This window comes from endosymbiont of Acanthamoeba sp. UWC8, from assembly GCF_000730245.1.
GTDB lineage: Bacteria > Pseudomonadota > Alphaproteobacteria > Rickettsiales > Midichloriaceae > Jidaibacter.
On sequence record NZ_CP004403.1, the window covers coordinates 617,413 to 641,919 of the forward strand.

At 34.7% G+C, this 24,507-nt stretch carries 21 protein-coding genes, 1 tRNA gene and 2 pseudogenes; 4 read left to right on the plus strand and 20 right to left on the minus strand.

Going from position 1 to position 24,507, the window contains the following annotated elements:
* Positions 1–598 precede the first annotated feature (598 nt).
* From I862_RS03000 to I862_RS03010, 3 genes and pseudogenes are all read right to left on the minus strand, one after another.
* Entirely contained in the window at positions 599–3,877 is a 3,279-nt protein-coding gene (locus tag I862_RS03000; protein ID WP_038538842.1) for an ankyrin repeat domain-containing protein, read from the minus strand.
* 532 nt (positions 3,878–4,409) lie between these two features.
* Positions 4,410–5,360, minus strand: a complete 951-nt coding sequence (locus I862_RS03005; RefSeq protein ID WP_052646348.1) for an IS5 family transposase — start codon at positions 5,358–5,360, stop codon at positions 4,410–4,412.
* A gap of 621 nt (positions 5,361–5,981) precedes the next feature.
* Positions 5,982–6,717: pseudogene (locus tag I862_RS03010) on the minus strand (IS6 family transposase).
* 217 nt (positions 6,718–6,934) lie between these two features.
* Between I862_RS03010 and I862_RS03015 the strand changes: the two are divergent.
* Positions 6,935–8,389, plus strand: coding sequence for a hypothetical protein (locus I862_RS03015; RefSeq protein WP_038538845.1), 1,455 nt, complete (start codon positions 6,935–6,937; stop codon positions 8,387–8,389).
* A 175-nt stretch (positions 8,390–8,564) separates the two neighbouring features.
* Here I862_RS03015 and I862_RS03020 read toward each other — a convergent pair whose 3' ends face one another.
* The 5 genes and pseudogenes from I862_RS03020 to I862_RS03040 all read right to left on the minus strand — a co-directional run bounded on the left by I862_RS03020 (position 8,565) and on the right by I862_RS03040 (position 11,899).
* Complete coding sequence (locus I862_RS03020) at positions 8,565–9,680, minus strand: Fic family protein (protein ID WP_038538848.1); 1,116 nt, start codon at positions 9,678–9,680, stop codon at positions 8,565–8,567.
* A 208-nt stretch (positions 9,681–9,888) separates the two neighbouring features.
* Entirely contained in the window at positions 9,889–10,389 is a 501-nt protein-coding gene (locus I862_RS03025; protein ID WP_052646349.1) for a TspO/MBR family protein, read from the minus strand.
* A gap of 20 nt (positions 10,390–10,409) precedes the next feature.
* Positions 10,410–10,703 (minus strand): annotated as a pseudogene (locus I862_RS08760) (recombinase family protein); the annotation flags it as partial.
* A gap of 27 nt (positions 10,704–10,730) precedes the next feature.
* Positions 10,731–11,636 (minus strand): IS3 family transposase, encoded by a 906-nt coding sequence (locus I862_RS03035; RefSeq protein WP_148299464.1) that lies wholly within the window; start codon positions 11,634–11,636, stop codon positions 10,731–10,733.
* Positions 11,594–11,899, minus strand: a complete 306-nt coding sequence (locus I862_RS03040) for an IS3 family transposase (protein ID WP_038538426.1) — start codon at positions 11,897–11,899, stop codon at positions 11,594–11,596. Before I862_RS03040 ends, I862_RS03035 begins: the two co-directional genes overlap by 43 nt.
* A gap of 85 nt (positions 11,900–11,984) precedes the next feature.
* Between I862_RS03040 and I862_RS03045 the strand changes: the two genes are divergently transcribed.
* Positions 11,985–12,680, plus strand: coding sequence for a type IV toxin-antitoxin system AbiEi family antitoxin (locus I862_RS03045; RefSeq protein ID WP_075260582.1), 696 nt, complete (start codon positions 11,985–11,987; stop codon positions 12,678–12,680).
* 186 nt (positions 12,681–12,866) lie between these two features.
* On the opposite strand, the gene I862_RS03050 is transcribed toward I862_RS03045, so the two are convergent.
* The 4 genes from I862_RS03050 to alr all read right to left on the minus strand — a co-directional run bounded on the left by I862_RS03050 (position 12,867) and on the right by alr (position 16,047).
* Positions 12,867–12,943, minus strand: a tRNA-Arg gene (locus I862_RS03050).
* 271 nt (positions 12,944–13,214) lie between these two features.
* Complete coding sequence (locus tag I862_RS03055; RefSeq protein ID WP_038538855.1) at positions 13,215–13,985, minus strand: ABC transporter ATP-binding protein; 771 nt, start codon at positions 13,983–13,985, stop codon at positions 13,215–13,217.
* Between the two features lie 3 nt (positions 13,986–13,988).
* Positions 13,989–14,762 carry an MlaE family ABC transporter permease gene (locus tag I862_RS03060; RefSeq protein WP_038538857.1) on the minus strand — a complete coding sequence of 258 codons (774 nt, stop codon included), beginning with the start codon at positions 14,760–14,762 and terminating at the stop codon, positions 13,989–13,991.
* A 1-nt stretch (position 14,763) separates the two neighbouring features.
* Positions 14,764–16,047 (minus strand): alanine racemase, encoded by a 1,284-nt coding sequence (gene alr / locus I862_RS03065; protein WP_052646350.1) that lies wholly within the window; start codon positions 16,045–16,047, stop codon positions 14,764–14,766.
* Positions 16,048–16,201: 154 nt separating this feature from the next.
* On the opposite strand from alr, the gene I862_RS03070 reads away from it, so the two are divergent.
* Positions 16,202–16,936, plus strand: coding sequence for an N-acetylmuramoyl-L-alanine amidase (locus I862_RS03070; RefSeq protein WP_052646351.1), 735 nt, complete (start codon positions 16,202–16,204; stop codon positions 16,934–16,936).
* Positions 16,923–17,669, plus strand: a complete 747-nt coding sequence (gene ubiE / locus I862_RS03075) for a bifunctional demethylmenaquinone methyltransferase/2-methoxy-6-polyprenyl-1,4-benzoquinol methylase UbiE (RefSeq protein WP_038538861.1) — start codon at positions 16,923–16,925, stop codon at positions 17,667–17,669. Before I862_RS03070 ends, ubiE begins: the two co-directional genes overlap by 14 nt.
* Before the next feature lie 17 nt (positions 17,670–17,686).
* Here the strand turns inward: ubiE and I862_RS03080 are convergent, their stop codons facing one another.
* The 8 genes from I862_RS03080 to sdhA form a co-directional block, all read right to left on the minus strand.
* Entirely contained in the window at positions 17,687–17,896 is a 210-nt protein-coding gene (locus tag I862_RS03080; protein WP_038538864.1) for a hypothetical protein, read from the minus strand.
* Positions 17,887–18,435, minus strand: coding sequence for a hypothetical protein (locus I862_RS03085; RefSeq protein ID WP_038538867.1), 549 nt, complete (start codon positions 18,433–18,435; stop codon positions 17,887–17,889). The genes I862_RS03080 and I862_RS03085 overlap by 10 nt, the downstream gene beginning before the upstream one ends.
* Before the next feature lie 12 nt (positions 18,436–18,447).
* Positions 18,448–18,681 carry a FeoC-like transcriptional regulator gene (locus I862_RS03090; protein ID WP_038538869.1) on the minus strand — a complete coding sequence of 78 codons (234 nt, stop codon included), beginning with the start codon at positions 18,679–18,681 and terminating at the stop codon, positions 18,448–18,450.
* A complete protein-coding gene (feoB, locus tag I862_RS03095) occupies positions 18,662–20,944 on the minus strand; it encodes a Fe(2+) transporter permease subunit FeoB (protein ID WP_038538872.1) in 2,283 nt (760 codons plus the stop codon). Before feoB ends, I862_RS03090 begins: the two co-directional genes overlap by 20 nt.
* An 18-nt stretch (positions 20,945–20,962) precedes the next feature.
* A complete protein-coding gene (locus I862_RS03100) occupies positions 20,963–21,193 on the minus strand; it encodes a FeoA family protein (protein ID WP_038538876.1) in 231 nt (76 codons plus the stop codon).
* A gap of 108 nt (positions 21,194–21,301) precedes the next feature.
* Positions 21,302–22,060, minus strand: a complete 759-nt coding sequence (locus I862_RS03105) for a hypothetical protein (protein WP_148299475.1) — start codon at positions 22,058–22,060, stop codon at positions 21,302–21,304.
* 180 nt (positions 22,061–22,240) lie between these two features.
* On the minus strand, positions 22,241–22,528 hold the full coding sequence (locus I862_RS03110; protein WP_052646352.1) for a hypothetical protein: 288 nt from the start codon (positions 22,526–22,528) through the stop codon (positions 22,241–22,243).
* 182 nt (positions 22,529–22,710) lie between these two features.
* Positions 22,711–24,495 carry a succinate dehydrogenase flavoprotein subunit gene (sdhA, locus tag I862_RS03115; RefSeq protein WP_038538882.1) on the minus strand — a complete coding sequence of 595 codons (1,785 nt, stop codon included), beginning with the start codon at positions 24,493–24,495 and terminating at the stop codon, positions 22,711–22,713.
* Positions 24,496–24,507: the final 12 nt, after the last annotated feature.

The window sequence follows — 24,507 nt, forward strand, 5'->3', positions numbered from 1 at the left end:
TAAAACTTTCCGGGGATACCTTGGGGAAACTTTGTGATTGCAATATTTAAAGAAAATTATACAATTTCATTTTTCACTTTTAGAAAATCTTCAGTAAAGGTTTATTTTAAAATTTAAAGTAAAATTGACTAAGGATGGAAAATAATTTTTTGCTGTTGTAAAAATTAGCAGAGTGCACGCTATTTCTTTTCCCCCACTTCAAACCCTGATTGCTCCTTAAGTGTAGCCGTGTACCCAATATGTTAAGGAGAACTCTTTTATCTTGCCTTAAAGACTAATATATACTCCCCCGCCTCTTACCTTATCAATGCCCTTACACCCTTTTGTTAAAGTTATTTGTTATATACAAGAAGTTGTATGATCTTTTAGCTTAAAAAAATAGACTCTTAACTAGTAATAAATGTTTTATGGTAAGCTTTTTTATTTGGTTTTTCACAACATTAAACTGAGCTTTATTTATTCTATATATAAAATAAACTAAGTACCCTTGCTTTTACCATGAAAGTTACCCTATTCAACTTATCTACTATAATTCTTTACCTGATAGGGAGTTAACATTGAAGACTAATTAAATAATTTTTTATTTGGAATATCAGCTTTATTTACCTCTTTGAGAAGTATTACTGCATTGTGTCTCAAACCTTCTGTTTACAGAAAAAGTTGAGAATTGAGAAGAGCTTACTCTTTGCTCTTCTATTTCCATGTTATCCAGGCTAACTAATTCTGTTTCCAAATGATCTCTGGTTCGGAACAAATGGTTTTTTAAAATTACTGTTATTGTTTTATGTGTTGCTTGTACAGCTTCCTTAATTTTTTCTACATCCTCTTCTTCACAGAAAATACCCTCTTCTATTACAGGAGGATTTATAGATTCGGGATCAAGTTCTTTAATCTCTTCTATACTTTTGAAGAATAATGGATTCCCCTTTTTGAAAGCCTCTTTTAGTACTGTTTTTAAACCTATTATATTTCTCTTTTTGTCGCCCCAACCTTTATCTATACCTTCTTCTATTGAAAATTCTTCAATCATAACCATATTATTAGCCCATGTTTGATCTGCACAATGTGATTGTGACACTATTGGTTGTCTTATAAGTTTCAAATCATCCATTGAAGGAGAACCTCCTGCTTTAAAATCTGAGCTGAATTGAATAAACCCTTTACCATTTCTAGTACATCTATCAGGTATAGTTGTTATAATAGGGTTTTTATCACTAAATATAATTGCTATATTAGACCTGCTTTTTATTATGTTTCTTAATAAATGAACTGATTCCATATCACCTTTTTGTCTGCCAGCATTGTCCTCCGCCACAAATGATTCCGGCAATGTCGACTCGTTATTAGATAGTAATACACAAGTATTGGGTTCAGGATAATATACTCTACAAGGAAGGATTTTTGCTACAGCTATTCTAATCGCTCTATCAAGCTGGCTTATAAAGCTTAAAGCTGGCATCATTTCTTTTGTCTCTTGGTTTATATTAATCGGCAAATCTTCTAGCCTAGAAGGGAACTCATAACCTGTTGTCATAATTGTAGGTAATGAAGTTGATTCCATGTATATTTGATCATATGCTGTATATATATTATTAAAGCTTACAACATCAATATCAATGAAACTAAAATAGATAGGTGCGTTAGGAGCAATTTCTCTAAAATATTTTACATAGTTTTTAGTATTTTCATGAATTCTTAATCTCTCTCTTAGAGCTTGATATGGTACTTTATGCTTTATTCCATCTTCATTTATAGTTCTAAAAGATTCAGCTTTTTCTTCATCATACCTTTTGAGTTGTTTATAGAAGCTTCTTACTATATGGTATACTACAGGCTTACCATTACTATCATACCAATGAAAATCCCAAAACATCCCAAATTTCTCATGAGATATTTCACTGCCTACCTGTATGCTCATTTCTCTAAATAGGCAGTGATTTCTTCTCGTACTCAAAGAGCGAGGTCTATTTAAAGCAAAGCTGACAGCAAAGCGGTTTTGATTAGATTCATTAGGGTCATTAAATGCTTGTTCAGCAAGTTTTTGCAAAAATGGTTCTATAACTGTACTTTTTGGATATTTATCAGATAATAAGTCATGTTCTTTAATCCTCTCTTTTTTAATAGGAACATTTCCTCTTAAAAGTGTACCTGCCGATGCATCTTCTAATTTGTCCTGAATTTGATTTTTTGGTAAAGTTTTAATTGCTCTATATGGCATAGTCTCAAGATTTCCAGGATTGAAATTAAACATTTCTTCGGTAAATTCTCCATCTAATTCTTCATCTGAAGAAAGCTCTTCTAAATCTTCCTCATGGTAAGGTACATATGCTATTGTATTTATTAGGTAATTAGGTTTCTCCTTTTTTAGATTAGCAACTGTGGAGGTAGGTGTATCACTAGCCAATAATGTGTCTTTATTTTGTTTATTTTTTAAAACCTCTCTTATTTCATCACTAATCTTTGCTCCAGCCTTAATTAATATTTCAAAAATTTTATTATAATTTTTTTCATAAGCGTATATTAAGGCTGTTTTACCAAACGCATCTTGCTCATTCAACGCAGCACCAGCTATAATTAGTTGATTAATAATTTTTAGACGACCGAATCTAACAGCTTCGATTAAAGGAGTGGTGTTATTAATTTGTTCATTGATATTTACTATCTTTGCAATAAGGAGTTGCGCGATATTTTCTAGATCGTTTTCTATTGCATACATTAAAGCATTAAGTTTTGTTTCATCATCTGCTTTAGCTATTATTAGTTCGACTAGACTATTGTTTGCGTTATTTTGCATAGCATAAATTAATGCTGTATAATTCTTTTCATCCGATATATTTACATCTGCTCCCTCCTCAATATATATTTTTGCTATGCTAAAATGATCATTTTCAAGAGCAAGCATTAGTGCAGTCCATTTGTCCTCATTTTGCAAATCTAGATTAGCTGAATGGGTAATAAGAGTTTGTGTTATTTCTCTACCAATTTTCATATTATCACAATTTGAAATAAGCATTAAAGCAGTATTTCCATAATGATCTTGTAGGTTAGGATTTGCTTTAGCATTAAGAAGATCTCCAACTATTTGTATATAGCCTTTTTCAGCAGCAAGCATTAAAGCAGTTCTACCCTCATCATCTTGATAATTAACATTGGCCTCAGCACTGATTAGTTTATTTACTATATCTTCATGACCATTGTCGGCTGCTAAAATTAAAGCAGTGTTACCATTATGGTCTGTAATTTCTACATTTGCTCCATATCCAAGTAATATTGATAAAGCCTCACAGCACCCATATTGTGCGGCAACCGTTAAAGCAGTTTCTTCATTACTAGGAAAGTTCACATCGGCTCCTTTAGCAATTAAAAACTCAATTGCTTCTGTAAAATTCAAGCGTGCTGCACGGGTTAAAACGGTAAAACTTTCATGTTCTTCATCATAATATATATTATGTAATTCTTTATATCCAGCTTCAAATATAAGTTTAACTGTACCAATTTCTCCGGAAAGAATAGCTGAAATAAAAGCATCATCGCCTAGCTTATTTATAATATTAATATCAATATCAGGTTTATATTTAAACAGCATTTCAACTGCTTTAGTGTTTCCTTTCCTTGCAGCAATTATTAAAGTTGTGTCACCGTCTCTATTCTGAATGTTAATATTGGTATCATTCTTTTTAAGTATTTCTACAAACAAACTTAATTTTGGTACAGTACTATCAAGAATTAGCATTAAGGGGGTCCAACCTTTAGAGTCTTGTTTATTAGTATCTGCATTTTTGATAATTTTCTTAGCTTTAACCCAATTTTCTTCCTTAATAGCATCTATGAGCAATCGACTATTGTCGTGGTCTTTTGAAATTAACTTTCTTTTCATCTTATATACTCCTAGCTATAGGCATATTTTATGCCCAAGATAATTATAATGTTTCTAACTAAAAAGGATTATAATACACCTTGGTTTTATGCATGTTAAGTTGTATGGTTTGACTGTTAAGAATAATTAATTATGTTTCTACTCATTCACTGAATTTGGCTTTTCTGGTAAATGAGGATATAATTTTATTGCAGTATAGAGCTAATTAAACTCTCTAAAAGAGTAATGGGGTTTTTATTAATATAATATTATATGGATAAATAAAATTTCTCTTGTTAAAGTCGTTTTTATTATAAATTTAATATGTTGTAAGTATTCTTAGCCTAAAACCAAAGGCATTAGTTGGTTACAATGGCTTTATATTAAATTTCTTTTATTTAGCTTTCTCTATCAATATGTTGATCTTCTTATATTGCCAATTTCTTTGTTTCCAGGGTTCTGCAATCATCTCAAGTAATTGCCCTACTTTCGGGAAATACGGCTTTGTTGCCTAAATCAGAGGTAAACAATATTTTACCCTTTACCCTGTTATTTAAGAGAGTTTTACCGATTGAGGCCTACCTAGGATAGTCATTTTGTTAAGCATATGGCAACCAAGTAATGTTTCTGCATCTTGATTGTCCCATTTTCTAGATCTTAGTTTTGCACCTATAATGCTTTTGTACCGGTAAAATGCATTCTCTACAATTTCTCTTCTTCCATACTCGTTTTTATTATACCAAGCATGGTACCCTTTTTCTCTTATATAATGTATTGTATCAAATCTCGGTGTTATGGGAGAGCTTTTAGCATTCTTGGGGGGTGGAATTATGGGTTTAATATTTTGAGTTTCTAAGAATCTGTAAGTATTGTTACCATCATAACCTCCATCAGCTAAAACCTCAGCTACCTTCTCTTGGTTTGCTTGCTCTATTAATGGTTCTAAGCATTTACGATCATCTGTTATATGATTGGTCATAACACGTGAAATTATTAATCCCTCTTTGTTAACTCCTATATGTAACTTACGCCATACTCTTCTTTTTACTTCACCTCCATACTTGAAAACAAGCCATTCACTTTCTCCGTATACTTTTATGCCAGTGCTATCTATTACTAAGTATCCATTTTCAGTTAGTGGTGGTAACTTTATTCTCTCAAGTAAACATTTAGACCGCTTAGATAGCCTACTAAATTCAGGTACTTCACGCTTAACTTTAATAAGCTCAAATATTGATTTGACAAACCCTTCGGTTTGCCTTAGTGGCAGCTTTAGTAACATACGCATTGTTAGCATCATCTCAATTGCATAATCAGAATAAAAGGTTAACCTTCCACGTTTACATATACTGCCTTTACTAAAATACCATAACTCATCTATATCCTTACTTATCCATACAGTAAGTGATCCTCTATTCTTTAGTGATTGGTTATACTCTTTCCAATTCTTTATTTTGTATTTAATTTTCCTAGAGTCGCTTCTTCCTTTAATTTTCTTCTTCATAGTAGCTTTTTTCTTTTTGTCTTTAGCTTGTTAGTATTACTGCCTTACTTATCTTTTGCTACCGCTCTTATTTTAATTCTTTTGGTATTCTGGTAAACTTCCAGCTCTATACTTATTTGCGCAACAAGACCGCAAATCACTTAATCGACCGTCCCTAAAACGGGCGATTTAGGGACGGTAACTTTACTAAACAAAGCATACCTAAAAACCTGTCTCTAAAATGCGTCCATAAATTGTGCTTGTCTATAAATATCTTTATGCCTTTTATGGACACCCCTCAAAAAATCCTTTTTGAAAAGGAAATTCAGATTTTATTTTCTAAGAAAGTTGTAAGTATAATACTGGATTCTAAAATAGATACTAACCTTATAATTAAAGCTTTCAACCGGGTTATAAGCATAAAACTAAATTCAGCCCATTGATGTTATAGTAGTATTGCAAAGAATGAGATTGAAGGAAGAAGTTATTTAGTTTTATGAGGTATTTTATAATTCATAAGCAGGAGTAGGTAAATGAAATTGTCCCCTTAATAAAGTATTTATTATTTATAGGTGAGCTTTTAAGGGTAGCGTTGCAAAGAATGGAATTGAATGAAGAAGTTATCTAGTTTTATGAGGTTTTTTAGAATTCATAAGCAGGAGTGGGTAAGTTGAATTGCCTTTCAATAAAGTATTCAATATTTATAGCAGAGCTCTTATGCAAGTGATAAAGCTGCCCCTTAAATAACATGGTCATTGTCTCAATTCCTCGGATGGTATTATAAGCTGTTTTATAACTATGATAACCCATAGCATCTTTAGTTTTCCATTTTACCCGTCTATGATCTTGCTCAATAATATTATTTAGATATTTGTTCTTTCTTATAGTTGTATTGGTAAACTTTCCTTCTTTTTGTAATTGAGTAAAAGCTAAGGTATATGAGGGATTAGCATCTACCGTGATACTTTTTGGTTCATAAGTATTTTTCTTATTGAGTAATTTAGTTAAGAATAATTTAGCTGCTTTGTGATTACGTGTCTTGCTTAAGTAGAAATCAATAGTGTTTTTGTTACTATCAATTGCTCTATATAAGTATAACCATTGACCTTTAACCTTTAACCTTGATATAAGTTTCATCCAGGTACCAAGAAGAATTGGTGGATTTGACAAAATAGCTAACTTTCTTTTGTATTTCAGGCCCATAATGCTGAACCCACCTGTATATGGTACTTGGAGAAATGTTTAATCCTCTCTCTTCCAGCATTTCACTTAAATTACGATAACTAAGTCTGTACCTCAAATACCAGCGTACACATAATAATATAATCTCCCCTTCATAGTGGCGCCATTTAAAATCTATAGGCTGATACTTCCTCATATGAATAAATCATTAGTTGCTTGCTTAACTCTATAGCTACTCTCAAATCTTATTCTTTGCAACACTACCCTTTTAAGTAAGTAATAAAGGTACCCCTTAAATAGCTTGGTTATTGTAATTTATCTCTCTCACTAAACTATAAAATAATATAAAAATTGTAGATTAAATAGCATTTTACTTATAAAATGACACTATATTATTTAAATTGGTATATTCCATGTTGGATAAAAGTAAAAATTTCCAAGATATTGCACCTGCTGATGAAGAGCCACAGGACTATGAGGTAGCGGAATTATTAGCAGAGTTTGCCGAAGTGGATATCTCTCAATATAAAGGGATTACTCCAACAACAACCGAAGCTTCACCTATTGATTTAAACTCCCCTTACCTTGACTTAGGAATTAAGTTTTCTGAATTAAAAGAGCATGAAAAAGTTGTGATGGCTATGGCTCCCCTCAATAGCTCCGGTGATATTTACCATATGCTGGCATTCACTATACTATCTAAGCACCACAAAAAGTTAGTGCCTAAAATATTGCTAACTCATGATAAGGATGCTAATAAAGAAATATTTCCCGAGTCCAGCAAGTTAAATACCGGTGATCAAGTAAGAAGAGCTTTAAGCTTTGTCAACACTTTAGGTTATAAAGATTACTTTGAAGCTCTAAGAATTGATAATAGTGCACATTACGCAAACATAAGGCAAGGAACATTAGAAGAAGTATTGGAAGAAAAAGAGTATAAATATTACATTGATCATAGGCTATCAACTACAATAATTTCTAATCATTTTGATGAACATGGTTTTGATAAGACTACTAACATATTAAGAGATGGTTTTAAGAAATGGGAAAAGGAATATATTGTTCCACCACAAATTAAAGGAAGAATATATTTTTTTGTAGATCACAGCTTGAGAAATATAAATTATGATATAAACCCTAAAAATGAAGAAATAAAAAAACCTACTATCATTTTTCATACACGATATTCCGCTAAAGCAAACTACAAGCAAAGTTCTTTTATTAATGTTTTAAATAATCTAGCTTCCTCTCTGCAAGAACGTTATAATATTATAACAATCCATGCGGATAATAGAAAGAATAAAGAAGGGAAAATAAAAAATTCTATAGCTAACATTTACCCATTTATGTATGAAATATCAGATGAACAAGATTATTCAAAATTAGCCCACCTTCGACTTTTGACGTGCTTATATGAAAATCGAGATAAGATTAACTTACATGGTATAATAGGAACTACAAGCGGCACTTTAGATTTAGCTGCCTTTATTGGACACAAGGTATTAAATATACATCAAGTTACCACTCCTTTTAACTATCAAGATTACCGCCTATTCATGCAAAGTACCTTTCTATCTATTCAAGCATTATGTATAAAAGAATTGAGAGTCGAATTATTTAATGAAGAATGTGAATTATGGCTAAGCAAACAACCAGCAAATAATATAGTATGTTTACCTATAAAAGGCATAGGGAATATTGATCCTGAAGATAAAGAATTTATCTTATTAAGGAAAATAACTAATATTAATAATAATAAGGAAGCTGAAAGGCAATCTTTCGTCGAACGCTTAGAAAAACAAATAATACAAAGGCTATCATCTGCCCAGCAAGAAAACACCGAAAAAAATGAAATTGTAAGGCAATAAGAGTGACTAACAGCAGTTAATACCTTATATACTTGGATTAACTGTTGACACATCACCTAACTTGTAGCTGAAGCTCAATTTGTAAAAATTGTACGTGAAGGATTTTTATTGAGGTGGAATGATCTCAAATCCCTGTTTTTAGCATTCCAGGTAAAATTGGAATAATTTAGCTATCCTACTCGCCTACCTCCCTTATATTTAGATAATACCTTGTATGTTTGCGCTCCCCTCTACGGGTAAGGGCACCTTTTTCAACTAGATCATGTAAATCTCTTGTAGCAGTTGCACGTGTAGTTTTAGTAATGCTTAGGTAATTTTCTGCACTCAACCCCCCTTGAAAGCCCTGTGATCCTTCTTGAAATATACGTTTGATAACTTTATTTTGCCGTTCATTAAATTTATCTTTAAACCGGTCATAAAACTTGGTCTTATTAATCATAAACTCAATTTGTATTTGCGTATGGCTTTGTGCCTCTAAAACAGTTTGTGCAAAGTATGAAATCCATGCGGTAATCTCATTATGCTTATTAGCTCTTTCCAACTCGTCATAATATATCTTTTTCTGCTTTGCTATCATATGCGATAAAGCTATAAGGGTAGGCTTCCCAATACTTTGTGCTAAAGCTTTTTCTGAAATCGCCCGTGCAATTCGTCCGTTGCCATCTTCGAAGGGATGAATAGATACGAAATATAAATGCGCAATTGCAGCACGTGTAAGAAGAGGTAATTTATCTTTGCCCCCGAGAGCAGTGTCATTAAACCACTTTATAAAATGCTTCATTTCTTTTTCCATATCTTTTGAGGGGGGTGCTTCAAAATGAATATTAGGTCTGTGAAAGGCACCTGATATTACCTGCATCGGCTCACTATGTGTACGATATCTTCCTACATCTTTTAAATCATTGCGGCCTTTAGTTATCATTCTATGCCAGTTAAAAAGTTGTTCATCATCCAGTGGCTTATCAAAAGATTCGTATAAATTCATCATTAATTCCGTTATACCTTGTTCTGCCGGTGTAATGGTATGGTTGTCGGTTTGCAAGCCAAATTGCCTACGAATTGATGACTGTACACTATCTCGGTTTAAATACTCGCCTTCTATTTCTGAGGTTTTAAGTGCCTCATTACTTATAATCTCGATAATTAACTTCTTTTTATTATCTTCACTTAAATGTTTAAATGCACCAATTAATATACCGGAGTTTTTTAGAAAATTGTTTTCCAATCCTTCTAAAACACTTTTATCATATTTAAAATTTGGCCAATCTTCTTGTTGCCAGTTCCAAGTCATGAGTTATAGCTCATTATTTTATAACTTATAATATAGCTTATTTATGAGTTATAAAAAAGGTTTTTATAACTCATATTGGTTTAACATAAAGCTAATTCTAAAAAGACAAGTGCCGGGTAAAAACAAAATAATTCGGCATAGATGATTAACTATGTTTTAAATAAAAGGTTTTATTAGAATTTATATTTCCACAACAAAATAAAATAGATTACTTATTCAAATACCATATCGTAACATTAAGCACATTAGCATAAGTTATCCAAATAAAATAGGGTATCAACAATAGTCCTGAAAATTTAGATACATTAAAGAAATAATACATAGTAATTATTACAGTAAACCATAATAATGTAAGATCTAACCAAGCATAAAGAATTTTATGCGCTCCAAAATATATATAAGACCATGTGCAATTAAGGGCTAATTGTATTACAAAACATATGTTTTGTTTTGTAAATATAGTATTAGAGCGATCAATCTTATTAATATGCCCCCAAGCAATTCCAATTATTATATATAAAATTAACCAAACTGGGCCAAACAGCCAATTAGGTGGTGTAAAGCCAGGCTTTAAAAGATTTGTATACCAATCCTTTTCAGATAATTTTGTAATAACAGCAGCTAACCCTCCTATAATCAAGCAAAGCGACACACATATAAAATAAGGCTTATATATATTAATTGTTATTTTATTACTTTTTATAGACATAGCCTGTTACTCCCCTAAGATTATTTGAAAGCATTTAGTAGCTTTACCCCAGCTTCTTTCAAAGAACCATCCCCATTAACATAATAATATAGAGTGGCTTTCTTTATCCCTAGTTTCTTTGCAACTTCCTCAGCCATCGACTTACGATTAGACATAGCAGCCATTGCCATCTGTAAGGTCGCTATATCCATCTTACGTGGCCTTCCTCCTAATCTTCCTCTCGCTCTTGCTGATAGTAAACCAGCTTTCGTTCTCTCTATTATCAATTCTCTCTCGTATTCCGCTATAGCTCCAAATATACCAAACACTAACTGATCTTATCCCGCTAAGTGGAGAAGTAGTTAAGCAACTTTGTAGTAATATTGCTCAAAAATGTTAGGAGAGCAATAGTTTAAAGTAGAATGTCTACGTTTTCCATTATAGAAAGCTTCTATGTATTTAAATACAGCACTTTTTACCTCACTTTTAGTTTTAAAAATACGCTTAAAAGTTAATTCGTTTTTTATAGTATGAAAGAATGATTCAGCAACGGCGTTATCAAAACAGTTGCCTTTGCCTGACATGCTTGATCTTACGCCTAATTGGGTCAAGGTTTTCTGGAATTTAGAGGCAGTGTATTGGCTACCCCTGTCGGAATGATGGATCAATCCAGGAGAAGGTTTACGATTCCAAAATGCCTTAAGAAATGCTCTTGTTACTAGGCTCTGAGTCATTCGATCTTCCATCTCCCAACCCACAACTTTCCTTGAATAAAGGTCTAGGACTATGGCCAAATACATCCAACCTTCCCGAGTCCAAAAATAGCTGATGTCAGCAACCCAAACCTGATTAGGTGCAAGTACATTAAAGTTCTGCTCAACTAAGTTAGGAAGAATAGGATTATTGTGCTTGGAATTAGTAGTTACTTTAAACTTGCGTCTGTACTTACCTTGTATGTTACACAATCTCATTAGGCGATATATACGTTTATAGCCAACTTTCTCTCCCTCTGCCTTGAGCTCGGCATGGATTCTGGGACAGCCGTATATTCCCTTAGAGATTACATGAATTTCTTTTATCCTTACAAGAAGATAAGCATCTCTAGTTTTCCTAGCACTTACTTTGTTATTCTTCCAGCCATAATAACCACTTTGTGCTATCCCAAACACTTTGCACATTTCTCTTATACTATATTTGTGCGCTTCTCTCTCTATAAATGCATATTTTACTTTAGCGGGTCGGCAAAATATGCTAGCGCCTTTTTTAATATGTCTCTCTCCCTCTTTACTCTCTCCAGCTCCTTCTGTAACCCCTTAAGCTTTGCTTCTTCAGGATTAAGCTGCCCTTTGCCGGGAAATGCTATATCCTTATCTCCTTTATTGCTTAATACCCGCTTCCATTTAGCTATGGTACTTTTACTGATCCCTAGACCCTCCGCTGCTTGACTGAGGCTATATCCTTCTTCAGTTACTAGCCTTACTGCTTCTACTTTAAATTCTTTTGTATAATTCCTTCTTCTTTCTTTTCTCATTTCTTTCCTCTGATCGGTTATTTCTTTTTTATCAGAGTTCCTTTCCTCCTTCTCTACTTTTTCGGCACAACATCAATCTACGTCCATACTTGAAAAGCAGGGGATATCCAGGCTACTATTAGCAAAATATAAGAAGAGCGGGTGGCTGGAATCACTAGGTAAAGGAGCTTTTAAAAGAGCCGATGATATAGTGGGTTGGCATGGCGGAGTTTATGCAATTCAAAAGGAAGAGAAACCGCCGCTTATACATGTTGGGGGCTTAACTGCTATTATTTTACAAGGCTCGGGGCATTATATAAGATTTAAAGAAGCTATACAACTATTTGGACAGTATAAAGTAAATTTACCAAGATGGTTTAAACAATATAAATGGGAAGAACCTATAGAATATTACAGCACTAATTTTTTACCCGCTGAGCTAGCTTTAACTACTTATAAAGAGAAGAACTTTTCTATAATTGTATCAGCATTGGAGCGGGCAATACTGGAATGCTTATATCTTGCTCCCGACAAAATTGACTTGGTAGAGTGCTACCAGATCATTGAAGGTTTAACAGGTTTACGTCCTGATATACTACAAGAGCTACTGGAAAATTGCAGCTCAATCAAAGTTAAACGTTTATTCATGTATATGGCTGATAAGGCCAATCATGATTGGCTAAAATTCATTGATCTTACCGATATAAATTTAGGTAAAGGGAAAAGAAGCATTGTTAAAAACGGTGCATATAATATAAAATATGCAATAACGATATCAAAAGAATTAGAAAAACCTCAATAAGAGAAGAATATAAAGCACAAGTCGATTTTTTATTTATAAAAAGCATATTTTTATATTTGCAAACTCTGTAAAAGCTCAAAATAATAATTTATATTTTTACCTTATTTTCCCATACTAAGTGTAGAAAATATGTAGAAAATAAAGAGATTATGAAAATAGGATAAATAGTAAAACCCTTATTTTATCTGGCGTGCCCGGGAGGAGTCGAACCCCCGACCCACTGCTTAGAAGGCAGTTGCTCTATCCGGCTGAGCTACGGGCACATATGTCGTTGCTAATATATAAATTTTTTCTCTTCTTACGTCAATTAAAATATACAACTCTAACTCATTTAAGTAACAATATAGAAATTAACTTACAATTTTTCTTTCTTATCACTTTTTCATTATAATTATACCTTTTGATACTTTATGTTTAGCAAACCTTTAGAGCCCCTGCTCCACTGTTGCTGAAAATAAGCGGGATATAGTAGTTACTCCTCTAAAAGAGTTAGAGGAATTTTTTATCAATGTTAAGGAAATGCTTAGCTTTGCTTTAAGCATTATTGGTGATCGGCCCGGTAGTTCTTCCGCTGATAAATTGATCAACATACTCATTCCCTGAAGACTCGATGTTCTTTCCTTCACCTTGCCAGATAATCTCGCCCTTATAAATCATGGCCACTTTATCAGCTATAGTTTTAACACACTTCATATCATGAGTAATAGTAATTGTGGTTGCTTTAAGCTCTTTAGAAAGATTAGCAATCAACTCGATTATTACCTGCGAAGTAATCGGGTCAAGCCCGGAAGTCGGCTCGTCAAAAAATATAATACTCGGATTATTTGCAATGGCTCTTGCAAGAGCTGCTCTTTTTTGCATCCCGCCTGAAAGCTCGTTAGGGTAAAGATCTAGTGTTGCTTGGTTTAAACCCACTAGTGCCAGCTTTTCCTCAGCTATTCTTCTCGCTTCTTTACGAGAAATATTTTTGCCTTGCAGAAGAGTAAATGAGACATTTTCCCAGATTTTCAAACTATCAAACAAAGCCCCACCTTGAAACAGCATCCCAAATTGATTAAGCAAATCCCCGCGCTTTATGATCGGGATATGCGTTACATCTTGCCCGTCAATTTTTACCAAGCTGCCCTCATCCGGTTCCAGCAAACCCATAATCGTTTTGATTAATACGGATTTCCCACTGCCCGAGCCGCCGATTACCACCAGCGATTCCTGTTCGGGAATATTTAAATTAATCCGTTTTAGAACTTGCTTAGTTCCAAATGATTTTGATAAATTTTCTAATATTATTTTATAATTTTCTGCCATAATTTACTTTGAAAAAAGAAGTCCGGTAATAATATAATTAGTAAATAAAATAAAAATTGAAGCTGCAACCACGGAATTTGTAGTAGCACTTCCAACGCCTTGCGCTCCACCTTTGGAGTTATAACCATGATAACATCCCATAATCGTCACCACGAAACCAAATGCCGAAGCTTTAATTAAACCTGAAGTCACATCCTTAACTTCAAGGAACTGTATAGTACTTTTTAAATAAGTATGCGGAGAAAAACCAAGCTTATAAATACTTACCAAATATCCACCAAATACTCCGATAATATCAGCAACTAACACCAAGCACGGAAGCATTATAATCCCGGCCAAAACCCTGGGAATAACTAAATAGTTAAATGGATTAGTGTTTAAAGTATATAACGCATCAATCTGCTCGGTTACCCGCATAGTACCGATTTCTGCAGCAATTGCCGCGCCGATTCTGCCTGCAAGCATTAACCCCGCCAATACAGGCCCTAGCTCCCTGGTAATTGATAACACAACGACCGAGGCTATCGAACTTTCGGCATTAAAACGAGAAAACCCGGTATAGCTTTGCAAAGCAAGCACTGCACCGGTAAAAACCGCAGTAAGGCCGATCACGGGCAGAGAATAATAGCCTATTTCTATCATCTGCCTAAATAGCACTTTAAAATAAAACTTGCCGAAAAAACAAGATTTTACTGTTTCATACGTAAACATGCCAAGCCTTCCTAAAGACCTTACAAAATCTAAAAAAACCCTACCGACTACTCCAACGAAGTTCATATTACCCTATATAAACCTTTTTATATCTACTACCTAATGAGGTTAGCACCTCATAGCCAATTGTTCCAGCACAATTTGCAACTTCATTTACGGTAATATTATCTCCGAGCAATTCAACGTAGTCTATTTCATTAAATTCTTCTTCAGTCAGATTGTTAGCATTAAAGATTATCATATCCATTGAAACTCTGCCGATTTGCCGAAGCTCTTTATTATTGTAATACCCCTTACCTAAATTACTTAAGTTTCGAAAGTATCCATCCCCGTAACCACACTCAAGAGTGATAATTTTATCGCCTCTTTTTGCACTTACGGTTGCGCCGTATCCTATCGCCTGATCTTTTTCCAATATTTTTTTCTGAAGGATCCCTGCTTTTAAAGTCACGACCGGTAAAAACGGGGTGTGTTTTTGATGACATGAATGAATTCCGAATAGTGCCGCTCCCGGCCTTACCAAATCAAAATGATATTCTTCTCCTAGAAATATTCCTCCTGAATTAGAGAAGCTAATAGGAATATTTTTAAACATTTTTTGATATTTCTGCATCTCATTAAGTTGCGCTTTATTCATTACATGATTAACTTCATCAGAACAAGAAAGATGGCTCATTATATATGTTAACTCAATATTTGAAATAAGCTCCGAATTTGTACTGATTTGTAGAGCATCGCTCTTTTGTAAAGCAAGCCTTCCCATACCTGTTTCCAAATGCAGCACGGCAGCCAATTTCTTACCGATTTTTTTCCCGTAATTATTCCAGATTTCCAATTGAGATAAATCACTTATTATTGGGGTTAACCCCATCTCGGCGGCAGCTTTTGCCCCCTCAATGCAGCTTACACCGTGCAGAATATAAATATTAGGATTTTTCAAATAAGTTTTAGAGTCAACAACTTCAGTTATACTTATAACTTGTTCATGCTGTAATTTTTCATATGCATCTTCACCGCTTGCTGAGAAATTTTGTTCATTATAATTTAAACTTATAATGCTATCATTAACCACCTTTGGTAAACTATAATCACAACTTCTGTTTAATAAATAAATATTATTATTGCTCAAAACTTTTCTACATTCCAAAGCCTCATCAAGATTAGCAACAAAAAAATCATTACAGCCTTCAGCAAAAAGCTTTCTAGCAACCGGCATCATCCCAATACCATATGCATTAGTTTTTATTGATGCTCCACAAATTGCCTTCCTTAAGTAGCTTTTTAAGATTTTATAGTTTTGCGATATCCTGTCTAAGTTTATCTCAAGCACCGATTTTGCAAATTTCCCCACAGAGTTTTTTATATTATTTTCAACATACTAATTAAGATATCATAATTTTTAAAAAAAAGAATTGAATATATATATTAGGTGTATTATAATGATTCTTAAGAGCGTCCCTTCCCTCCCCCTTATTCTCCAGGGACGCTTCCTTTTGCTTTATTTTATGAAGATTTTAAATTTAAATTCTCCAAATTTTGATAAAAGACCAGATAATTCATCTATTGATACTCTCATCATTCATCACACCAACATGCAGGATGCGGATTCCGCGCTAAAAAGGCTCTGTAGCCCGGAATACACTGTAAGTAGCCATTATTTGATTGATAAGCATGGAGTTATTTATCAATTGGTGCCGGATCATTTAAGAGCTTGGCATGCCGGTATAAGTTCATGGAGAGGTAAAGAAATGGTAAATAATTTTTCCATCGGCATAGAGCTGGATAACCAGGGAGCAGAACCTTTCCCGCCTCAACAAATTGATTCATTAATAGCTTTAAGTAAAGAACTTATAACCAAGCACCCGATCGAAGCCAGAAACATTATCGCTCATTATGACATCGCACCCCACCGGAAAGATGACCCTAACCACTTTTTTAATTGGGAATTGCTGGCAAGCGAAGGTATCGGCATATTTCCGAACATAAATAATACTGCTGAGCAAAAGGTTCTAAGCAATTTAGTCTGCGAAGATATAATTAAAATTCAACATAAGCTTAAAACTTTCGGGTATGACATTAATCTCACCGGCGAGTTTGACTTTCAAACCGCGCGGGTTATTATTGCATTTAAGCGCCATTTCTGCTCTTCTTCATTCTTAACTAATAATCAGGAACTATGGACTTTAGAGGCAGAAAAAAAACTGAATCACTTAATGAGCATGATAAATGAAGAAAGCTAATTTCGGTTTTAAAGAAGTAGAGGAAACCAAGAAAGAAAAATTAGTACAGAACGTGTTTACGACCGTGGCATCGAAATATGATATCATGAATGACGTAATGAGCTTTGGGCTTCATCATATTTGGAAAGATATGGTAATTGAAGAGATTAAACCTAAGTATTACGATACTCTTTTAGATGTTGCCTGTGGCACAGGGGATATTTCAAGAAAATTTTTGGAAGCTGGCGGCAAAGAAGCTTACCTCTGCGATCTGAATCAAGCTATGCTTGATGCCGGCAAACAAAAGATGCTTGATGAATATGCATATCTTAATAATAAGATGCATTATATTTGCGGTAATGCCGAGAACCTCCCTTTTGAAGATAACAGCTTTGAATATTATACCATTTCATTCGGTATTAGAAATGTTACTCATATTGATAAAGCTCTAAAAGAGGCTCACCGAGTTTTAAAGAAGGGCGGTAAATTTATTTGCTTAGAGCTCTGTAGCACACATGAAGGGCTGATAAGAAAATTTTATGACTTTTATTCATTTAAGGTTATTCCTAAAATCGGCAAAATGATTACGGGGAGCGAGGATTCATATAGCTATCTGGTTGAAAGTATCAGAAAATTTCCTAAGCCCGAAAAGTTTTCTTTAATGATTGAGCAGGCAGGGTTTGATAACATAAAATATAAAACCTTAACTTTCGGGGTGGTCGCAATCCATACCGCTTATAAGGTTAGAGATTAAGGTAAAGTTTGAAAATTTTACTCCTTACTTATTTTTGAGGAATAAATATCATTAAGCATTCTGTTTGCTTCTTCCTCTTTCCAGTTGCCGGCAAACTTTAGCAAATTACTTTTATCCTTTTTGTTATTAAGCGCATAAGTATATAATAATTTTTTAATAATTTCAGCTTTTATATCGAGAGCCTTATTTAAATATAATTTAAGAAAATAGTAAAACTTTACGAGCATTTTTTAACCCATTTTGCAGCTGAATTTATCATATCCTGTTTTAATTTTATGAGCCTACTTTCAAACGTCTTATCTTTAAGAGACCAGTTATTAAGAATATCCTCATATTCGTAATACAAGCCTAATAAACTATGAATACCATAAGAATCACCTAAATACTTATTACTTTTAGAGTAAATATCAGCATTAAAGTCAATAATTTTCATTATTTTTTCTAATACTTCAATAGGATCCATCTCAATAAGTGCAATCTTCGTAATATAATATTTTAGCAATATTAATACCGCTTCATCTCGATTATCAGGAACTGTAATTCCTAATCTCTTTAATGCTGCATTAAAGGCAAGAATAAATTCTTCAGTATAGTCTGATTTTGGATATGTTATGTCAATAAATTCATCATAGAAGATACCTTGGTTCATTAATTTATCAAAAATATTTTTTATTCTTATTATATTAATTGGCTTAAAATAAATTATGGCAGCATAATATTTTAATTCATTTTTAAACTCATTTATATTCGTTAATAAGTCTACCACTCACCTAATATCCTACACTTTATTCCAAGTATAAAGCTCCATGGAAAGTACCAAGCACTCATCATTTACGCATTTACAGCCGCCGCAAATTTGTGTCGGTTTAAATCTGTCTAGCTTGCCTCTTTCCACCCAATGATCAAGCATATTACGTGCCTGCTCACCACTTAGATTAAATTTTTTGGTAATCTCAAGTAAACTTACTCTCGGGTGCTCCATTATATATTTTTTAAGCTCCAAGATTAGCATCTTTTTGCTCCGTTTTTTTATTAGTTACAAAGAGTATAAATACGGTAATCAGTATTAATAAACCTATGCTCATATAAATCTCTTTTGCATCTTCTCTATAAGATATAACTGCAAGCTGATAGAAAGAACATGAAACAACATAAGCAAGCAATGTTGACCATACGGCGGAAATAACCGCCCACTTGGTTCCAATCTCTCGTACTATTATTCCAAATACCGAAACACATGGGAAATACAGCAATACAAATAATAGATATGAAAATACAGCTATTCTCCCGTCAAAGCCTTTTTGCATAGCTCGGTAAATTGACGCTGAAACCCCTTCCGCATCTAAAAATTCATCTATGACGTTTTGATCGGAAAGATTAAGCCAGAGCGGGGTGGATAAATTTTCCGTAATTTTACTTATATTCTCAGGAATGCTTAAAAATGCATTTTTAAGTTTCTCTGCTATATTTATCGGTTTAGGCTTAATTTCATTGTTACCCTCAATAGAAAGATATAAAGAGTTTAAAGTGCCCACCACCACTTCTTTCGCAAAAATCCCGGTAAACAGCCCAACAGCCGCCGGCCAATTTTCTTCTCTGATTCCGATAGGTTTAAACAGGGGAGTAATTTTTTTACCGATAACCGCAAGCATGGATTTACCGTTAGTTTGGTTGCCGATAGTCAAATCGAAACTTACCGAGTTCAAGCATTGCAGCACAATGAACACTATGACTATAAGCTTTCCGGCACCAAACACGAATGAATGCACTTTATCAAAAGTTTTAAGCATTATTCCTTTTAGAGTTGGTAAATGATAATCAATCAGTTCCAACATCAAATGCTCAGGCTCTGATTTTAAAAATGTTTTTTTAAGTAACCATCCGGTAAATATTCCGACCATGATTCCGATTATATATAATAAAAATACTATATTTTGCCCGCTCTTGGGGAAAAATGCGGCACAGAACAGGGCATATACCGAAAGCCTTGCCCCACAGGACATAAACGGTGCAATCATAGCGATTGCAATTCTGTCATTTTGATTATTCACAATACGGGCAGCCATTATAGCAGGCACATTACAGCCGAATCCTACCACAAGCGGGAAAAATGCTTTTCCGGGAAGCCCGATTGCTTTCATTGCTCTATCTATTAAATACGCAGCTCTAAGCAAATAGCCGCTATCCTCTAAAAATGAGAGAAACAGGTATAACCCGAATATGATGGGAATAAAGGTGAGTACGGTTTGAATGCCCCCTCCGATACAATCGGCAATCAGAAAAGTAAGTAATCGGGGAGAAGAAATTTTTTCCAACAGTAACCTCGGTATATCCATAAATACTACTTCCGAGAACAACTCAAAAAAATCTTGAAATGCCCCACCCACTACTATACTAAAAGTAAAAGCCAGATATACCGAAAGTAGAAAAATAGGTATACCAAGAAATTTATTTAAAAATATTTTATCCAGCTTATTACTAAAATCACTACGTGTAATTTTTTCCCGACTTATAGCAATACTTGTTATTTTATTAATGAATTCGTATCTGATGCCGGGAATAATTATTGAGCTTTCTTCATCATATTCTGTCATTATCGCCTGTTGAGCAGCCTGAATCTGATGAGAGGCGACCGACGCTTTATTATCCTCTGCTCTATTTTCCAGGTTCTGTAAAACTTGCCGCTCGCTTATCAGATTTTCTTTAGCAATCCACTTTATCTGCCCATATATTTTCGGAGGATAAATCTTCTCTATAAAGCTTTCTTTATCTTCCGTATTTCCGAGAAACCCAGTTATTTCTTCTTTTAAATCATTAACCCCAATATCTTTCCTGGCAATCAATTTAACAACTTTCGCCCCTAAGGCTTGCTCGATCTTTTTACTATCAATATTAATCCCTTTATTTTTAGCAACATCGCTCATATTAAAAGCTAAAATCAAAGGAATTTGCATTTCCAGTAACTGAACGGTCAAATATAAATGGCGGGCAAGATTGGAAGAATCGATAACATTGACGGCTAAATCATATTCTTCATTAACTAAAAAGTTATGGGCTATTTCTTCATCTAGAGACCCGGATTGATTTAAAGAGTATACACCCGGTAAGTCAATAATTTCAATTTCAGTATCATTATGCTGGAATGTACCTACTTTCTTTTCAACCGTAACTCCCGGCCAGTTGCCGACAACTTGTTTTAAGCCTGTTAAAGCATTAAATATTGTGGATTTACCACAATTAGGATTACCGATAATTGCAACTCTTATCTTTTTCATCTCCCTTGAACCTAAAACTTAATTGATCGGCTGAACGATTATATGTTTAGCGATATAACTATCAAAAGCCAACTTAAAATTCTCGGTGGCAATAATCATATAGCCACTTTTTTGTTTATTGACTACCGTAAGCTTTGTCTCAGGCGTAATCCCGAGCTCAATCAACCTTTTCTTCATTATAGGTTCAAGGTCAATATTTTTTACAATAGCTTTAAAACCTTCTCTAAGTGTAGAAACAGGAGTAGTCATATTAATCTCCTAAACAAAAAACGAGATTGAGAATCATTCTCATTTTATACTATAAATTAGCTAATCAGTCAATACTATTAAGGAATGATAGAAAGTTTTAGCCTTAGCTTAAATTACGTGATCAGCCCAGTTCTCATTTAGATATACATCATTCAGCAGCTCCGGGTGCTCACCCATGAAAGCAATTGCTATCTCACCGCTCGGGTTATTAGCTATAGTTAAGAACGTTGCATTATATTGCTCATTATAATAGATGGCTAAATCCTCTTTCTCTATTGTTCGCTTGCTGCAAAACAAGTATATTTTATCTTTCCCCTCTTCAAATGCATCTATTACATTTGTTTTTTCACTATAAACTTTAGTGCTGCACATACTAAAGAAAAATTTATCCTCTCCTCTATTTCCGCTAACATAATTTACTCCGCCTTTGATAAATATCTTACTTCCTTGCGTAGAAGCAATAAGAGAATTATTTTCATTATTATTATCTACCATAATAACATCAGTTGGGATCCTTTGGACGTTTACTTCTTTTATGAGGTCATAATCAGCAACGCTATGATGAGTGAAGAGAACATAGTCTTTATGGTTGTTAGTGTTTGAGGTATCGGCTGTATCATATTCATCGTGGCAGCTGAAGCCTATACTATTTAAAACTTTACCCCCATACCAATAAGCAAGGAAAGACATAGCCCCCGCTGAAGTAAGGTAAGCAGCACCGGCAAACACAGCAGAAACAGTAAATGCATTAAATTTTAAAATTATTGAATTCAAAAATGTATTTGGATTTTCAAGAGCACGATTATAGAAATAAGCACCTAAACCTGCACCTGCTGCTCCGGCAACCGCACAATTTTGACAAACCATTTCCCACCCCTTAAACATAGTAATTTTTCTAAGAGCACTTTACCTTATTTCCATTGAAAACAAAACCTCAATTTCTTAGAAATTTTTAAGCTTTGTTAAATGTTAATAGCCTTTTATTAAGGCAATGAATCCTACTTATTTATTATATATGCATTTAAGCCTTTGCTATATAACGGTGAATTATCCAATACCCTGCCCCTGACTCTGCTGCTTACCTGCGCCTGCGGAAGGTGATTGGCTACCGCTGGCAGCCTCTGTTGCAGCTGATACCCCATTTTCGACTAATTTCTTACCTGCATTTAATGCTCCCGTTAGATCACCTATTCCGCCACCTTTATCGCCGCCGCCTTCCTTACCGCCGCCTCCACCGCCGCCCATCATAGAACCTAATTTACCGCCTGCTCCCCCGCTTGCTCCACCCATACCTCCTACTTTTGCTGCACCCGCAGCTACTAATGGCGCTGCCATATAATCCCCCTTATTTTATTATATAATTTAATTATAAAATAATTTATAAAATAAGGTCAAGTTTATTTAATAAAATACAGTTATGTCCTATATTTTTATATATTACAAGATATACTAAATTAATGGTAAGAAAAGATTTCAAGCTTGATAGAATGGCTTTTACACAACCATTCTTATCATTATTAATACACTCGTTTTTTAGGCGGAATCACTTTCATTTCCTCATCTAGAGTAGTAAGAACCACAGGGCGGTAATCAATGCTAACCTCTCCTTTATCATCTAAATAAGTTAAGCTATGCTTCATCCAATTTTTATCATCACGCTCTGAATAATCTTCTCTGGCGTGCGCTCCCCTACTTTCTTTTCTATTTAAAGCCGCATTGATGGTTACCACTGCTTGCGCTCTTAAATTATCAAGTTCCAAAGCCTCGACCAGATCACTGTTCCAAATCAACCCTCTATCGGATATACCGATATCCTGATATGAGCTATAAACATTCTTCATCATTTCCACCCCTTCAGCCATCACTTCTTCCGTCCTAAAGACACTGGCATGGGTCTGCATGGTTTTTTGCATCTCTTTCCTAATTTCCGAGGTATGAAGTTTACCGCTTGAGTTTCTGATTTTATCAAATCTTGCAAATCCAAGTTCAAAAGCATTTTTCGGTAATTCCTTATGCGGTGTTTGAGGTTTAACCAGTTCAGCCGCTCTAATTCCCGCCGCTCTTCCGAACACGATTAAATCAAGTAGTGAGTTAGATCCTAATCTATTAGCACCATGGACTGAAACACATGCAGCTTCCCCGATCGCCATAAGCCCTGGAACTTCCACCATTTCTTCGCCTTTTTTAGTTAAAGCTTCACCCATATAGTTAGTCGGTATACCGCCCATATTATAATGCACGGTAGGTAGCACCGGTATAGGTTGTTTGGTTACATCGACGCCTGCAAATATTCTGGCCGTCTCCGATATACCCGGTAGCCTTTCATGAATTACTTTCGGATCAAGGTGAGAAAGCACTAAGTGAATATGATCTTTATTTGCGCCACATCCTCTTCCTTCTCTGATCTCCATCATCATCGAGCGACTTACTACATCCCTTGAAGCTAAGTCTTTAGCGGTCGGAGCGTAACGCTCCATAAATCTTTCACCGTTGCTGTTTATAAGATATCCACCTTCTCCTCTCACCCCTTCGGTGATTAAACATCCTGCTCCGTAAATACCGGTCGGGTGGAATTGAACAAATTCCATATCCTGTAGTGGTAATCCTGCTCTTAACGCCATACCACCGCCATCACCGGTGCAGGTGTGCGCAGAAGTTGCCGAGAAATAAGCCCTGCCGTATCCGCCCGTAGCAAGTACGACCAGATGAGCTTTAAAACGGTGCAGCGTTCCGTCTTCCAAACAATATGCAGTCACCCCTCTACACTCACCGTCAACCATGATTAGATCAAGGGAGAAATATTCAATAAAGAACTCTGCATTACGTTTTAAGCATTGCTGATATAAAGTATGTAAAATAGCATGCCCGGTTCTATCGGCAGCAGCACATGTTCTTTGTGCAGCTTTACCTTCACCGTACTCGGTAGTCATCCCGCCGAACGGGCGTTGATAAATCTTTCCTTCCTTTGTACGTGAAAACGGCACACCGTAATGCTCAAGTTCAATGATTGCTTGCGGCGCATTTTGGCACATATACTGGATTGCATCCTGATCTCCGAGCCAATCCGAGCCTTTAACCGTGTCATATGCATGCCAACGCCAATCATCTTCTCCCATATTGCCGAGTGCGGCGCTAATTCCGCCTTGCGCAGCAACCGTGTGGCTTCGAGTAGGGAACACTTTTGAAATACATGCGGTTTTTAAACCTTTTTCAGCCATACCAAGGGTTGCTCTTAATCCGGCTCCACCTGCTCCGACCACAACCACATCATATTCATGATCAATAATTTTATACGTACTCATTTTTCTTTACTC